The sequence below is a fragment of the Duganella phyllosphaerae genome (assembly GCF_001758785.1).
GTDB lineage: Bacteria > Pseudomonadota > Gammaproteobacteria > Burkholderiales > Burkholderiaceae_D > Rugamonas > Rugamonas phyllosphaerae.
On the sequence record NZ_LROM01000147.1, the window covers coordinates 63582 to 77395 of the forward strand.

The following is a 13814-nucleotide window of genomic DNA, read 5'->3' on the forward strand; positions in this document are numbered from 1 at the left end:
GTGAAGAAATGACGTCTTCCCAGCAAGGCTAGCGCTCACACTATTGCTTTGAATGTGGAGCGCTACTCAACATTCTTGATAACCGTGCAAGTTAGTTCAAATCATACTCCTTTGTGACTAACACTGCAGCGTTTAACAATTGAATTATCTTGTTTATTGCTCAAATGGCTGGACAAATGTTGTTTCCTGTATGCCGCATTTCGATAGTTGTAGGATTTTGTCTGTCATTTCGGCGGCGATGTGCGAATGTGTGACCATGATGGCGCAAGCGCCGGTCGCCTTGATCTCGCGGCGGAGCAATTCCAGGATGCCCTGGGCGGTGTCGGGGTCGAGGTTGCCGGTGGGCTCGTCGGCCAGCACCAGGGCCGGGCGGTGCACCAGCGCGCGGGCAATCGCCACGCGCTGCATCTCGCCGCCGGACAGTTGATGGGGGAAGTCGTTGCCGCGTCCGCCCAGTCCCACGGCGTCGAGCATCTCGGCCGCGCGCGCGACCGGCAGGCCGTTGAGCAAGAGCGGCAGCGCCACGTTTTGCAGCAGCGTCAGGTGCGGTAGCACGTGAAAGGCTTGGAAGATGAAACCCATGCGCGCGCGGCGCAAACGGGTGGCGGCGTCGTCGTCCAGGCCCGCCATCGGCACGCCGTCGATGATGATGGAGGAACCGTCTGCGGCGTCCGGTGTATCGAGGCCGGCGACCAGGTTCAGTAGCGTGGACTTGCCCACGCCCGAGTCGCCCATGATGGCGACGAATTCGCCCGCCCTGAAGGTCCACGACAGGTTGGCCAGCACCGGGCGGCCGTTGTAGGACTTGGACAGGTTGCGCAGTTCGAGCAGTGGCGTGGACATGAAAACCTAACGGGGTGAGTGGACTATCGTGTGAGGGCGCGCCGCAGCGCGTAACTGGCGGCGTCCACCACGGCGACCAGCACCAGCATGGCGATGATGACGGTGGCCGCCTGCTGCATCTGGAACAGCGACAGGTGGTATTTAAGCATTTGTCCGAGGCCGCCGGCCCCCACCACGCCCAGGATGGCGGCGGCGCGGATATTGTTCTCCCAGCGGTACAGCGTGTACGACAGCATTTGCGGCAGCGTTTGCGGCAGCGTGGCGTAGAAAAACGCCGCAGCGGCGGTGGCGCCGTTGGTGCGCAGCGTTTGCTCTGGCCCCGGTGCGGCGTTTTCCAGCGCATCGGCAAACAGCCGGCCCAGCACCCCGGCCGTGTGCGCGGCCAGCGCCAGCGTGCCGCCGAACGGCCCCAGGCCGGCGGCGATCAGGAGGATCGAGGCCCACACCAGCTCGGGAATCGAGCGCAGCACGTTGAGCAGGGCGCGCACCAGCACGCGCGGCCCCTGGCCCAGCCGGCCCGACGCTGGCAGCCCCAGCGCCAGCCCGGCGATGACCGCCAGCAGCGTGCCGAGCGCCGACATCGACATGGTTTCCAGCGTGGCCCACGCGGTCTTGACCAGGAACGGGGTCGACGTCTCGGGCGGGGCGAAGCCGGCCAGCAGTTCGGTGGCGCTGTTGATGGCGTCGAACGTGAAAAAGTCGCGCCACTTGAGCGGCAGCGAGGCGAAACTGGCCACCACCAGGGCGACCAGCAGCACCATCAGCGCGATGATGGTCCAGTCGCGCGGCGGCGGCTTGGGCATGTGGGAATGCTGTTTCATCCGAGCCGCCTGCGCAAGATCCTGGAAAACAGGTCGGCCAGCGCGACCAGCAGCACGAACACCAGCAGCATCGACGACACTTCGGCGCCGGCCATCATCTTCATCGATTCGTCCATCCGCTGCCCCAGGCCGCCGGCGCCCACGAAGCCCATTACCACCGAGCCCCGAATCGCGCATTCCCAGCGATACACGGTGTACGACATCAGTTCGGAGGCCGATTCCGGCAGCGCGCCGTACAACAGCGCAGCGAGCCTGCCGCTGCCGTTGGTCAGCAGGGTGTCGGTGCTGTGGGTGTCCGATGATTCGAGAATTTCGGCATAGACCTTGCCCAGCATGCCGCAGTAGGTGAGGGCAATGGCCAGCACCCCGGCCGTGGGGCCGAAGCCGATGATGCGCACGAACAGCAGCGCCCAGACCAGTTCCGGCACGCTGCGCAGCAAGATCAACAGCCAGCGCACGCCCTGGCGCAGCAGGCGCGCGGGCAGGCGCGTGCGGCCGGTGCCGAGCGCCGAGATCGACAGGCGGTCGGTGATGATGAGGGTAGCGGGAATGGCCACCACCAGCGCCAGCGCCAGGCCGGCGGTGGCAATGGCCACGGTTTGCCAGGTTTCGCGCAGCAGCAGTTGCAGGAACTCGGGGCTGTGCGCGGGCACCAGGAAGTCGGACAGGAAGCGGCCGGTGGCGGCCAGGCTTTGCCAGTCCCACAGTATCCACGGCTTGAATTCGCTCAGGACCAGCATTGGCCACAGGATGGCAAGCGCCAGCAGGCAGGCCATGACGCGGCCGCGCCACGCCGGGTCGCGGTGCAGATGGGCGGGCAACTGCGCCGACACGGGGCGGGCCGTCGCGGTCACAGGCAGGCGCCGGCGCCGGGTTTGACCAGCATGGTCTGCGGCTCCGACGGCGCTGCCGGTGCCGGCGTGGTGGATTCGCCCTGGTACAACTCGGCGATCATCTGCGGCGTGACCTGCGCGCGCGGCAGATCGAAGACGATGCGGCCGGCGCGCAGCGCGACGATGCGCGGAAAATGCGCCAGCGCCAGCTCCACCTGGTGCAGGCTGCATACCAGGGTGGCGTTGCGGGCGGCCGCTTCTTCGCGCAACGTCGTGAGGGTGAGTTCGGACAGCACCGGGTCGAGCGCGGACAGCGGCTCGTCCACCAGCAGCGCTTCGGCCGGTGCGAGCAGCAGGCGCGCCAGGCCGCAGCGCTGGCGTTCGCCGCCCGACAGGCGGTCCACGCGCGAGTAAAGTTTATCGCCGAGGTTAAAGCGCGACAGCGCCTGCCACGCCGCTTGCGGATCGGCCGGTTTGAACAGCGAGGCCAGTGCGCGCCAGATGCTCCACTGCGGCAGGTGCGCGGCCAGCACCGCCGTCACCACGCGCTGGCGCGGCGGCAGCGGCGGCGTTTGCGGCGCCAGGAACAGGCGCGCGCGCAGCCGGTGGCGCGCAGCATTGCCGAGCGCCCACGGGTCTTGATCGAAGATGGTAAAAGTGCCCCCATAGGGCTGCTGCGCACACGCCAGGGTGGCCAGCAAGGTGGTCTTGCCGGCGCCCGAGGGGCCGATCAATGCCAGTTGCTCCCCCTGTTCGATGGTGAGCGAGAGATCGCGCAGTGCGGGCAGGGGGGCGCCTGTTGGCGCACCTGACGAGGCGCCGCGATGGCGCACCGTCAGGCGGTGCAAATGGTAGGTCGGCATGCAGGACTGTGTGGATGGCTGCGGATTACTTCTTCAGCAGGCCGGCGTTTTGCGCGGCAGCTTCGATGGCGGTGTAGTTTTCAGCCCTGGTCGGGATGAACTTCGATGCGCGTTGCAGGTCCATGATCACCTTGTCCTGCGGGTTCTTCGGATCGAGCGCCAGGAAGGCATCGGTCAGCTTCTTCTTGAGGTCCGCGTTCATGTCGGTGCGCACGCTCCAGTTGTAGTCGTAGTAGCCAGGCGTGGTGTAGAACACGCGCACCACGGCCGGGTCGACCTTTTTCTCGGCGACCAGTTTTTCCCAGACCGAGATATTCAGGGCGCCCGCATCGACCTTGCCGCCGGCAACCGCTGCCACGGTGGAGTCGTGCTGGCCGGAGAAGGCGATGCGCTTCAAGTCGGTGTCGGGATTGATCTTGGCGGCCAGCATGAACGAGCGTGGCATCAGGTGGCCCGACGTGGAAGATTCCGAACCGAAGGTGAACGTATGGCCTTTCAGGTCTTCGAGTTTATTGATGTCTTTCTGGGTGGTGATGAACACCGAGCGGAATTTTTCATCTTCGGCGCGCTGCACCAGCGGCGTCACCTGGTTCTTGCTGCGTTCTTTCGCTTGCACGAAGGTGAAGCCGCCGAACCACACCATGTCCACCTTCTTGTTGATCAGCGCTTCGACCGAGGCGGCGTAGTCGGTCACCGGGGTGAATTCCACCTTCATGCCGATTTTCTTTTCCAGGTAGTCGCCCAGCGGCTTGAACTTGCGCTGCAGTTCGGTCGGGGATTCGTCCGGAATCGCGGACACGCGGAACACGCCATTAGCCGATTGCGCTTGGGCAAAGGCGGCGCTAACCAGCAAGCCGGCGGCCAGCACCGATTTAATGGTGCTCAAGGAAGAAAATTTCATGTGGAAAGCCCTATGGGTGAGTTGGGTGAAACGCCGCACAGTGTTTTTGTGCGTGCCGCGAAAGAATGCAGATTCGGCTATGATAACAAAAAGTCGGCTCTCGCCCCATGGGCCTCGTGCAGACCGGCATTACCCCTAAAGGCAGAGCAACATATGCATACAACCCGCACGGAACTTCCCGCGCGCGCGCATGGCAGCGCCGCCGTGATCGCCGAAATTTCCGCCGGCCTGCTGGCCAACGAGGCCCATACTTCTCCCAAGTTCCTTTACGACAGCCTCGGTTCCCGGCTGTTCGAAGCGATCTGCGAGCTGCCCGAATACTATCCAACCCGTACCGAGGCGGCGATTTTCGACGTCCATGGCGCGGCCATGGCGCACGATATCGGCACCGGCGTCTCGCTGATCGACCTGGGCGCGGGCAATTGCGCCAAGGCGGCCGGCCTGTTCCCGCTGCTGCAACCGGCGCAGTACGTGCCGGTCGATATCTCGCGCGACTTCCTCACCGAGTCGGTCACGCGCCTGCAGCAGCGCTTCCCGCACATCGAGATGACGCCGCTGGGGCTCGACTTTTCCGGCGGCTTTGCTCTGCCCGACAGCGTGCGCGCCAAACGCCGCCTGTTCTTCTACCCCGGCTCGTCGATCGGTAATTTTTCGCCGGAACAGGCCATCGCCTTCTTGCGCGGCCTGCGCGCCAATGCCGGCGACGACGGCGGCCTGCTGATCGGCGTCGATCTGGTGAAAGACAGCGCGGTGCTTGATGCGGCCTATGACGATGCCATCGGCGTCACCGCCGCCTTCAACTTGAACATGCTGCGCCACGTGAACCACCTGGTCGGCGCCGACTTCAATGTGCGCGACTGGCAGCACCACGCTTTCTTCAACCCGCACGCCAAGCGCATCGAAATGCACCTCGAGGCGCGCAGCGCCGTCACCGTGCGCTGGTCCGGCCACGAGCGCCACTTCGCCAGCGGTGAGCGCATCCACACCGAAGACAGTTATAAATACACGCGGCAGTCGTTCGTCAGCCTGCTCGAACAAGCCGGCTTTGCCACCAACCGGGTATGGACCGACGAGAACAACTGGTTCGCCGTGATCCACGCCCGCGTCATCCCCGACTGAGGAGTCCTGATGGACATGCGCCCGCCGCAACTGACCGATATGCCTTTGGACGCCCGTTACAGCGCGGTGCGCGCCCACACGCTGGCGCTGGCCGCGCCGCTGTCCGACGAGGACTGCGGCGCCCAATCGATGCCCGACGCCAGCCCGGTCAAGTGGCACATGGCGCACACTACCTGGTTCTTCGAGACCTTCATCCTCGAGCGCATGGAGCCAGATTTTGCGCCATTCCACCCGGCGTTCCGGGTGCTGTTCAATTCGTACTACAACGGCGTGGGGGACAAGCATCCGCGCGCCCAGCGCGGCCTGCTCACGCGGCCGGCGATGGCGCAGGTGCGCGCCTACCGCGCCGATGTCGATGCGCGCATGGCGCGCCTGCTGGCGGCCGAACTCGAAGCGGAGCAGCGCGCCGTGCTCGAGATGTTGATCACGCTGGGCCTGCAGCACGAACAGCAGCACCAGGAATTGATACTCACTGACGTCAAGCACCTGCTGGCGCAAAGCGCCTTGCTGCCGGCGTACCTCGACGCGCCGCGTGCGGTCGAAACGGCGGCAGCGCCAGTGGCATGGGTAAATTTTGAAGGTGGCCTGGCCGAGATCGGCCACGCGGGCGACGGCTTTTGCTTCGACAACGAACTGCCACGCCACAAGCAGTACGTGGCGCCGTTCCAGCTGGCCTCGCGCCTGGTCACCAACGGCGAGTACCTGGCCTTTGTGGCCGCCGGCGGCTATTTCAATGCCGCGCTGTGGCTGGCGGAAGGCTGGGACTGGGTACGCACGCAAGGCATCAAGGCGCCGTTTTACTGGCACCAGGACGAGCAGGGCGCCTGGACCGAATTCACGCTGCACGGCGCGCAACCGCTCGACCTTGACCGTCCCGCCACCCACCTGTCGCTGTTCGAGGCCGATGCCTACGCCCACTGGGCCGGCGCACGCCTGCCCACCGAAGCTGAATGGGAAGTCGCCTCTGCATCGACGCACTTGCAGCAGATGTTCGGCCACTGCTGGCAATGGACCAGCAGCAGCTACGCGCCGTATCCTGGCTTCCAGGTCGCACCCGGTGCGCTGGGCGAATACAACGGCAAGTTCATGTTGAACCAGTACGTGCTGCGCGGCTCTTCGTGCGCCACCCCTGACGGCCACACGCGTGCCACCTACCGCAATTTCTTCCCCGCCGGCGCCCGCTGGCAGTTCACGGGATTGCGTCTGGCGCGCCGACACTGAGCACGCGCTACGTACTATCACTCAAATTGACGAGTATTCTCACCGAAAGCGGGGCAACGCTCGCTCTTTCGCGCCCGTTCGCTTGCTATTGTTAATCAAGTAAATGATAATTTAATCATCTTTTCAATCGCTTTCAATCATTTACTTTACTTCTTACCATGCCTATTCACATCCGACGCTTAACTCCTGCGGACTCGGCAGCGTTCCAGTCGCTGCGCCTGTCCGGCCTGCGAGAAACCCCCAACGCCTTTACTTCCAGCTATGAAGAGGAATGCAATACGCCGCTGTCGGTGACGGAAGCGTATTTTGCGTCCGAAGCCGGCCGCAACCGTTTCGGCGCCTTCGATGGCGACCGCCTGGTGGGCATGGTGGGAGTGGGGCGCGAAGCGCAGATCAAGCTGCGCCACAAGGCCTTCATCCGGGGCATGCAGGTCGATATGGCGTATCGCGGCACCGGCGTCGGACGCCAGCTGATGAACCAGGCCATGGAGTGTATTGCCACCATGGAGGGCGTGACCAAGGTCACGCTGGCGGTCACGGTCGGCAATGCCGCCGCGATCCACCTGTACGAGTCGCTGGGGTTCAAAGTGTATGGCCGCGAGCACTGCGCGCTGATCGTCGACGGCGTGCCGTACGACGATATTCTGATGGACAAGAAGCTGACCAATGAAAAAGACGAGAGCGATCTGCTCTCGTCGGTGGCATCGTCCGGCTTCGACCAGACGATCTAGACAATATTACCGGCCTGATCAGGCAGCGATGGCGTCCTTGGCCTGCGCTGCCTCGATGGCATTGAGCTGGCGGTTCACCGCGCTCAGCACCGCCTTGAACGAGGCTGTCAGGATATTGCTGTCGGTGGCCGCGCCGAACAGGGTCGGGCCGTTGGCCAGGCGCAGTTCCACGTAGCATGCCGCCTTGGCGTTGGCGCCCGAGCCGATCGAGTGCTCGTGGTAGTCCATCAGCTTGATATCGAGGCCCAGCGCATCGACAAACGCGTCGATCGGACCGTTGCCGGCGCCCTTGAGCGACACGGCGGCATCGCGGTGGGCGAGGGCGATATCGATCTGCACCGGCTCGTCGCTGGTGGTGTCTTCCACCATCTTGTGCGACTGGTAGGCGTACGGCTGGTTCTGCTCGAAGTACTCGCGGCTGAAGATCTCGTAAATGCCGTCAGCAGTGATTTCCAGGCCGGTCTGGTCCGCCACGGCTTGCACTGCGCGCGAGAATTCGATTTGCAGGCGGCGCGGCAACACCAGGCCGTAGTCCTGTTCCAGCAAATAAGCCATGCCGCCCTTGCCCGACTGGCTGTTGACGCGGATGACGGCGTCGTAGCTGCGGCCCAGGTCGGCCGGGTCGATCGGCAAGTACGGAATTTCCCACAGCGCGCCATCCTTCTGCTGCGCAAAGCCTTTTTTGATCGCATCCTGGTGCGAGCCGGAGAAGGCCGTGAAGACCAGGTCGCCCACGTAAGGGTGGCGCGGGTGCACCGGCAACTGGTTGCATTCTTCCACGCACTTGCGCACTTCGTCGATGTCGGAGAAATCGAGGCCCGGGTGCACGCCTTGCGTGTACAGGTTGAGCGCCAGGGTGACCAGGTCGACGTTGCCGGTGCGCTCGCCGTTACCGAACAAACAGCCTTCGACGCGGTCGGCGCCAGCCATCACGGCCAGCTCGGCCGAAGCCACGGCGGTGCCGCGGTCGTTATGCGGGTGCACGCTGATGATCAGCGAATCACGGCGGGCCAGTTTGCGCGACATCCACTCGATCTGGTCGGCGTAGATATTGGGCGTGCTGCACTCGACCGTCGATGGCAGGTTGATGATCATCTTGTTTTGCGGCGTCGGCTCCCAGATGGCGGTGACGGCGTCGCAGATATGCTTGGAGAAATCGAGCTCGGTGGTGGAGAACGATTCCGGCGTGTATTCGAAACCCCAGTCGGTTTGCGGGTGCTGCTTGATCAATTCCTTGACCAGCCTGGTGCCGGTGGTGGCGATGTTGGTGATTTCTTCACGCGACATGCCGAACACCACCTTGCGGAACACCGGCGCCACCGAGTTGTACAGGTGAATGATGGCGCGCTTGGCGCCCACGGCCGATTCCACGGTGCGGCGAATCAGCTCGTCACGCGACTGGGTCAGCACGATGATGGTGACGTCGTCGGGAATGCGTTTTTCTTCCACCAGGCGGCGCACGAAATCGAAATCGGTTTGCGAGGCGGACGGGAAGCCCACTTCGATTTCCTTGAGGCCCACCTTGATCAGGAGGTCGAAGAAGCGCAGCTTTTTCTCGATGCTCATCGGCTCGATCAGCGCCTGGTTGCCGTCGCGCAGGTCGGTGCTCATCCAGATCGGCGGCTTGCTGATCACGTTGTTGGGCCATTGACGATCCGACAACTGGATGGCGGGGAAGGCGCGATATTTCGCTGCTGGGTTCTGCAACATCATGGGGTGCTCCTGGGTCTCGAATGTTTGGAAAGTGCTGTGCCGGCGGATGGCTGGCGCGGTGTGGCGGGCGGCTGCCGGGCGGCCACGGAACGCTAGGCCAGGCAACCGATCGGTAGCTTCAGCAGTAGCTTAGCGAAAAAATCGCCGGTGCGGGATGGAGCATGGGTGGCCGGGGTCAACATCGGTGCAAACTTTCCTGGGTTTGGGAGACTGTGTGGCTTATGGCCGACACGGGTACAGCTGAAGCGCTTGATTAAGCGCGTGCTAGCAGGCGCGCCGCTAGCGATAGGGCGCTAGCGTACGGCAGCAGGAAAGCGGATAGGTGCAGATGCGAAGTCATGACCTAAATGTACGAGATTGCAAGCCCCGCTGTCAAGGATTTGTTACGCGGACTCGAACGAGAAGCCGGACGGGTAGTGGTGAAAGCCATCGAAATCCGCTTTGCCCATCGGCACCCCGGCCTGGCGCGCAATCGCATACACCATCGAATAATGGAAAAAGAAATTGGGCGCCGCGTACATCAGAAAATACTCGTCACTCTCGAGCGCCAGGCCAGCAAACCCGGCGGTCGTGGCGACAAGCGGCACTGGCGTGACAAAATCCGCATCGGGAATCGCCGCCAGGTAAGCGGCGGTGGCATCGAGCTGCGCGTGCACGCTGGCAAAACTGTCGTGGTCGGTGCTGAACGAGACGATCTCACGGCCGGCGAGCGGACAGGTGCTGCGCAAGGTAAATCCAATCGCCGTGCGCGCCTGCTGCAATAGCGGAAACATGGTGGGATGCAGGCGCCGGCTGCCCACGCCGGGGTCAAATTGCTCGGCCATCGTCAGCAGCTTCTTCAGCTGCGCCAGATAATGCAGAAACAACCTGGTCGTTAACATACCTGCTCCTTGATTTTCCCAAAGCAGATATTACAGCAGCAGGCCGCCGGACGCTTCGATGCGCTGGCCGGTGATCCAGCCGCTGCCATCGGTCAGCAGCGAGGCGGCGGTGGCGCCGATGTCTTCCGGTTGAGCGGTGCGGCCCAGCGCGGTCATCGAGGCCAGTTGCTGGTTCAGGGCGCTGTCGTCGCGCACGGCGCCGCCCCCAAAGTCGGTTTCCACCGGGCCGGGGGCGATGGCGTTGACGCTGATGCCGCGCGCGCCCAGTTCCAGCGCCATGTAGCGCGTAAGTACGTCGATGCCGCCCTTGGCCGACGCATAGGCGGCGTAGCCGGGGAAGGTGAAGCGCGCCAGGCCAGACGACGTGTTCAGGATGCGGCCGCCATCGGCAATCAGCGGCAGCAGCTTTTGTGTGAGGAAGAATGTGCCCTTCAGGTGGGTATTGATCATCAGGTCGAACTGCTCTTCGGTGGTCTCGGCGAGCGAGGCATTGAGGCCGCCGCCTGCGTTGTTGACCAGGAAGTCGAACTGCTCGCGCTGCCAGTTGGCGGCCAGCGCGTCGCGTACCTGGACGGCAAAACCGGCGAAGCTTGTGGATGTGCCAACGTCTAGCTGGAGCGCCACGGCGCGGCGACCCAGCGATTGTAGTTCGGCCACCACGTCGACGGCCTGCGCGGCGCCATTCAGGTAGGTGATGATGACGTCAACACCCTGGCGCGCCAGGTGCAGCGCCGTGCTGCGGCCCAGGCCACGGTTGGCGCCGGTAATCAGCGCAATGCGTTGTGATGGGAGTTGGGTGGATGCGGTGCTGGTCATGGCAGTTCCTCGAACAGTGAAAGAGGCGATCACTGTAGCGTTCTGCTGGGAGCTGATAAACCGGTTTAAAATGAAATGACTGTTTCCTGAGAAAGAACAATTGTGGACTTGTCCGAACTGAGAATTTTTTGCCGCGTGGCCGAACTGGGCAGTTTCACCCGGGCCGCGGAACAGCTGGGCATTGCCAAGGGCCGCGTTTCCACCGTGGTGCAGACGCTGGAAAGCAAGGTAGGTGGACGGCTGCTGCAACGCACTACGCGCAGCGTGCGGCTCACGCCGGAGGGAGAATTATTCCTGGTGCGCTGCAAGGAGTTGCTGACCGACGCCGAGCAGTTGCAGGGCATGTTCCAGCTGGCCGGCGGCGAGATACGGGGCCGGGTGCGCATCGACATGCCCAACCTGTTCGCCCAGGAGATGCTGATGCCGCACCTGCTGGCACTGCTGGCGGCCCACCCCCAGCTCGACCTGGGCATCAGTACCAACGACCGCCGGGTGGACATGGTGCGCGAAGGCTTCGATGCGTTGATCAGGCTAGGCGCGCTGCCCGACTCCGACCTGGTGGCGCGGCCACTGGGCTCGCTGGCTATGGGCAACCTCGCCAGTCCAGCCTACCTGGCCGCATACGGCACGCCGCACACGCTGGCCGACTTGGCCGGCCACCGGCTGGTGTACTACGCCAACAACCTGCGCAACGAAGAAGCCGCGCTGCACTGCATGGTCGATGGCGTGCCGCAGGCGGTGCCGATGCGCAGCGCGCTGGCGGTGAATAACTCGGCGTTCATGCAGGCCGCGTGCCTGCATGGCCTGGGCATCATGCAGGGGGCGCTGGCCACCAACCGCCGGCTGATCGAGAGCGGGCAGTTGGTGGAGGTGCTGCCGGCGTCGCGTCTGCCGCCGGTGCCGGTGACGCTGCTGCTGCCGCAGCGCCGCCACCTGGCGCCGCGGGTGGAGATGGTGCTGAATTGGATTGCGCGCGTGATCCGGCCGTCGATGCAGGAGGTTCCGGCGACATCGCCGGTCCGCGTTTGACGGCCTAGGTCACCTTCACGCGTGGTACGCCGTCCGCCATGCGGCCAATAACAGCCGCGTCGCCAAAGCCTTCGCGCGCAAACAGCGCCAGCACGTCAGCGACGCTGGACGCATCGCACGACACCAGCAGGCCGCCCGAGGTTTGCGGGTCGGTCAGCAGCGCGTGGCGCGCGGCGGAAATCGTCGGCGCCAGGTCGACGTCCTTGCCGTAGGCCTCCCAGTTGCGGCCCGACGCACCGGTGAAGTAGCCGTCGGCGGCCAGTTGCTCCACGCCCGGCAGCAGCGGAATTGCGTCCATGTCCAGCTGCGCCTCGAGCTTGGCGCCGCGCGCCAGCTCCAGCAGGTGGCCCAGCAAGCCGAAGCCGGTGACGTCGGTCATCGCGTGCACGCCGGCCATGTCGGACAGCGCCTTGCCTGGCTTGTTGAGCTTGGTGGTGTTGGCGATCATGGCCGCATAGCCATCCGCATCGAGCTGGTCTTTCTTGAGCGCGGCCGACAGCACCCCCACGCCCAGCGGCTTGCCCAGGATGAGCACATCGCCGGCGCGCGCATCGGCGTTGCGCTTGATTTTCGACGGGTGGATCAGGCCCATCACCACCAGGCCGTAGATCGGCTCCACCGAATCGATGGTGTGGCCGCCGGCGATCGGAATGCCCGCTTCGGCGCAAATCGATTCGCCGCCCTTGATGATCTGGCCGATGGTCTCCACCGGCAGCTTATTGATCGGCATGCCGACCAGCGCCAGCGCCATGATCGGCGTGCCGCCCATTGCATACACGTCGGAGATGGCGTTGGTGGCGGCGATGCGGCCGAAGTCGTACGGGTCGTCGACGATGGGCATGAAGAAATCGGTGGTGGCGATCAGCGCCTGCTCGTCGTTGAGCAGGTAGACGGCCGCATCGTCGGCGGTCTCGATCCCGACCAGCAGCTCTTTCGGCACCGGGAAGCCGCTGGAATTCTTGAGGATCTCGGACAGCACGCCGGGCGCGATCTTGCAGCCGCAGCCGCCGCCGTGCGAAAAGGAGGTCAGTTTGATAGCGTCGTTGCTCATGGATTGGTTCCTTGATGGGGGTTCAGCAGATTATCCACCAACTCGAGCAATGCTGCCCGCTCGGCCGCTGGCGCAAACAATGGCGCGCGCGCCGCGCACTGGTCGCGCAGCCGCTGGTAGAAGTGGGGTTGTTCGATGGTGCGGTCGATCAGCCGCGCCAGCGCGGCGGCGTCGCCCGCCGGAAAATAGCCGGCGTAGTCGTCGCCCAGCATGCCGCGGTTGCCGTTGATGTCGCTTGCCAGCACCGGCACAGCGGCCGTTACCGCCTCGATGATGACGTTGGCGCCGCCCTCCATGTGCGAAGTGAGCGCCATTGCGTGGCAGCGTTTCAGACGCTGGCGGGTGGCCGCATGTTCCATGGCGCCCAGCCAGCGGTAGCGCGGCTGCTGCGCAGCGGTCGCTTGCGCGGCCTCGGCCAGCTCCGGTTCCAGCACGCCACCGATATGGACCAGGCGCGCGGCCGGTGCCTGCACCAGCGTTGCGGCGCGCATGAAGGTGAGCGGATCTTTTTCATGGCGCAGGTGGCCCACCATGGCGATGTCGAAGTGGCGCCGCGACGCGGCCGGCAGCGACTTGAGCGCGGGCGCGGACTGGTAGATCACGTGGGCGCCGGCGCGCAGCGCTGCGGGCAGCAGCGTGCGGCCGGCCGGTTGCAGCAGCACCAGCGCGGTGGCCTGCATCAGCGAGCGCTGGGCGTCGGCATCGACCGCGATGTCGCGATACAGGTCGGTGCCGGTCAATAGCAGCAGGGAAGGGCGGTCGGGAAAGGCGCGCGTCCACGCATCGAGCGATGGCGCCGAGCGGCGCGCGTGCAGCGCGATCAGCAGGTCGGGTGGCGCCTCGGTGCTGGCGCCCGGCCACTGCTGCGCCAGCGTCACCCGGTAACGCGTGCGCAAAAACCGGGCCCAGCGGCTGGCGCTTTGCCAGTTGCCGTTGTTGGCGCCCGCCGCAGCGGGGCCGACGATCCAGATATGCTGTCGTGGCATCAAAGA

General features: G+C 64.5%; 14 protein-coding genes. 4 read left to right on the forward strand and 10 right to left on the reverse strand.

The genetic code is table 11. The features are described 5' to 3' along the window. Positions 1-153: 153 nt before the first annotated feature. The 5 genes from DUPY_RS24340 to DUPY_RS24360 all read right to left on the reverse strand — a co-directional run bounded on the left by DUPY_RS24340 (position 154) and on the right by DUPY_RS24360 (position 4261). Positions 154-843, reverse strand: coding sequence for an ABC transporter ATP-binding protein (locus DUPY_RS24340; RefSeq protein ID WP_208600097.1), 690 nt, complete (start codon positions 841-843; stop codon positions 154-156). A 23-nt stretch (positions 844-866) separates the two neighbouring features. Further along, positions 867-1664: a phosphonate ABC transporter, permease protein PhnE gene (gene phnE / locus DUPY_RS24345; protein ID WP_070251730.1), complete on the reverse strand. Its 798-nt coding sequence runs from the start codon at positions 1662-1664 to the stop codon at positions 867-869. Next, positions 1661-2440 (reverse strand): PhnE/PtxC family ABC transporter permease, encoded by a 780-nt coding sequence (locus tag DUPY_RS24350; protein WP_070251824.1) that lies wholly within the window; start codon positions 2438-2440, stop codon positions 1661-1663. The genes phnE and DUPY_RS24350 overlap by 4 nt, the downstream gene beginning before the upstream one ends. Positions 2441-2514: 74 nt before the next feature. After that, positions 2515-3360: a phosphonate ABC transporter ATP-binding protein gene (locus DUPY_RS24355; protein WP_070251731.1), complete on the reverse strand. Its 846-nt coding sequence runs from the start codon at positions 3358-3360 to the stop codon at positions 2515-2517. Positions 3361-3385: 25 nt separating this feature from the next. Next, positions 3386-4261, reverse strand: coding sequence for a putative selenate ABC transporter substrate-binding protein (locus DUPY_RS24360; RefSeq protein WP_070251732.1), 876 nt, complete (start codon positions 4259-4261; stop codon positions 3386-3388). Between the two features lie 153 nt (positions 4262-4414). Between DUPY_RS24360 and egtD the strand changes: the two genes are divergently transcribed. From egtD to DUPY_RS24375, 3 genes are all read left to right on the forward strand, one after another. Then, complete coding sequence (gene egtD, locus DUPY_RS24365; protein WP_070251733.1) at positions 4415-5380, forward strand: L-histidine N(alpha)-methyltransferase; 966 nt, start codon at positions 4415-4417, stop codon at positions 5378-5380. Between the two features lie 9 nt (positions 5381-5389). Continuing rightward, positions 5390-6601: an ergothioneine biosynthesis protein EgtB gene (gene egtB / locus DUPY_RS24370; RefSeq protein WP_070251734.1), complete on the forward strand. Its 1212-nt coding sequence runs from the start codon at positions 5390-5392 to the stop codon at positions 6599-6601. 158 nt (positions 6602-6759) lie between these two features. Beyond that, positions 6760-7332: a GNAT family N-acetyltransferase gene (locus tag DUPY_RS24375; RefSeq protein WP_071651698.1), complete on the forward strand. Its 573-nt coding sequence runs from the start codon at positions 6760-6762 to the stop codon at positions 7330-7332. 18 nt (positions 7333-7350) lie between these two features. Here DUPY_RS24375 and leuA read toward each other — a convergent pair whose 3' ends face one another. The 3 genes from leuA to DUPY_RS24390 all read right to left on the reverse strand — a co-directional run bounded on the left by leuA (position 7351) and on the right by DUPY_RS24390 (position 10742). After that, positions 7351-9045 (reverse strand): 2-isopropylmalate synthase, encoded by a 1695-nt coding sequence (gene leuA / locus DUPY_RS24380; protein ID WP_070251735.1) that lies wholly within the window; start codon positions 9043-9045, stop codon positions 7351-7353. Between the two features lie 383 nt (positions 9046-9428). After that, positions 9429-9926 carry a DUF1993 family protein gene (locus DUPY_RS24385; protein ID WP_070251736.1) on the reverse strand — a complete coding sequence of 166 codons (498 nt, stop codon included), beginning with the start codon at positions 9924-9926 and terminating at the stop codon, positions 9429-9431. A 30-nt stretch (positions 9927-9956) separates the two neighbouring features. Beyond that, complete coding sequence (locus DUPY_RS24390; RefSeq protein ID WP_070251737.1) at positions 9957-10742, reverse strand: SDR family NAD(P)-dependent oxidoreductase; 786 nt, start codon at positions 10740-10742, stop codon at positions 9957-9959. Between the two features lie 102 nt (positions 10743-10844). Between DUPY_RS24390 and DUPY_RS24395 the strand changes: the two genes are divergently transcribed. Continuing rightward, positions 10845-11771 (forward strand): LysR substrate-binding domain-containing protein, encoded by a 927-nt coding sequence (locus DUPY_RS24395; protein WP_070251738.1) that lies wholly within the window; start codon positions 10845-10847, stop codon positions 11769-11771. Between the two features lie 4 nt (positions 11772-11775). Here the strand turns inward: DUPY_RS24395 and selD are convergent, their stop codons facing one another. Both selD and senB read right to left on the reverse strand, forming a co-directional pair. Beyond that, entirely contained in the window at positions 11776-12822 is a 1047-nt protein-coding gene (selD, locus tag DUPY_RS24400) for a selenide, water dikinase SelD (RefSeq protein WP_070251739.1), read from the reverse strand. Further along, on the reverse strand, positions 12819-13808 hold the full coding sequence (gene senB, locus DUPY_RS24405; RefSeq protein WP_070251740.1) for a selenoneine biosynthesis selenosugar synthase SenB: 990 nt from the start codon (positions 13806-13808) through the stop codon (positions 12819-12821). Before senB ends, selD begins: the two co-directional genes overlap by 4 nt. Between the last annotated feature and the right edge of the window lie 6 nt (positions 13809-13814).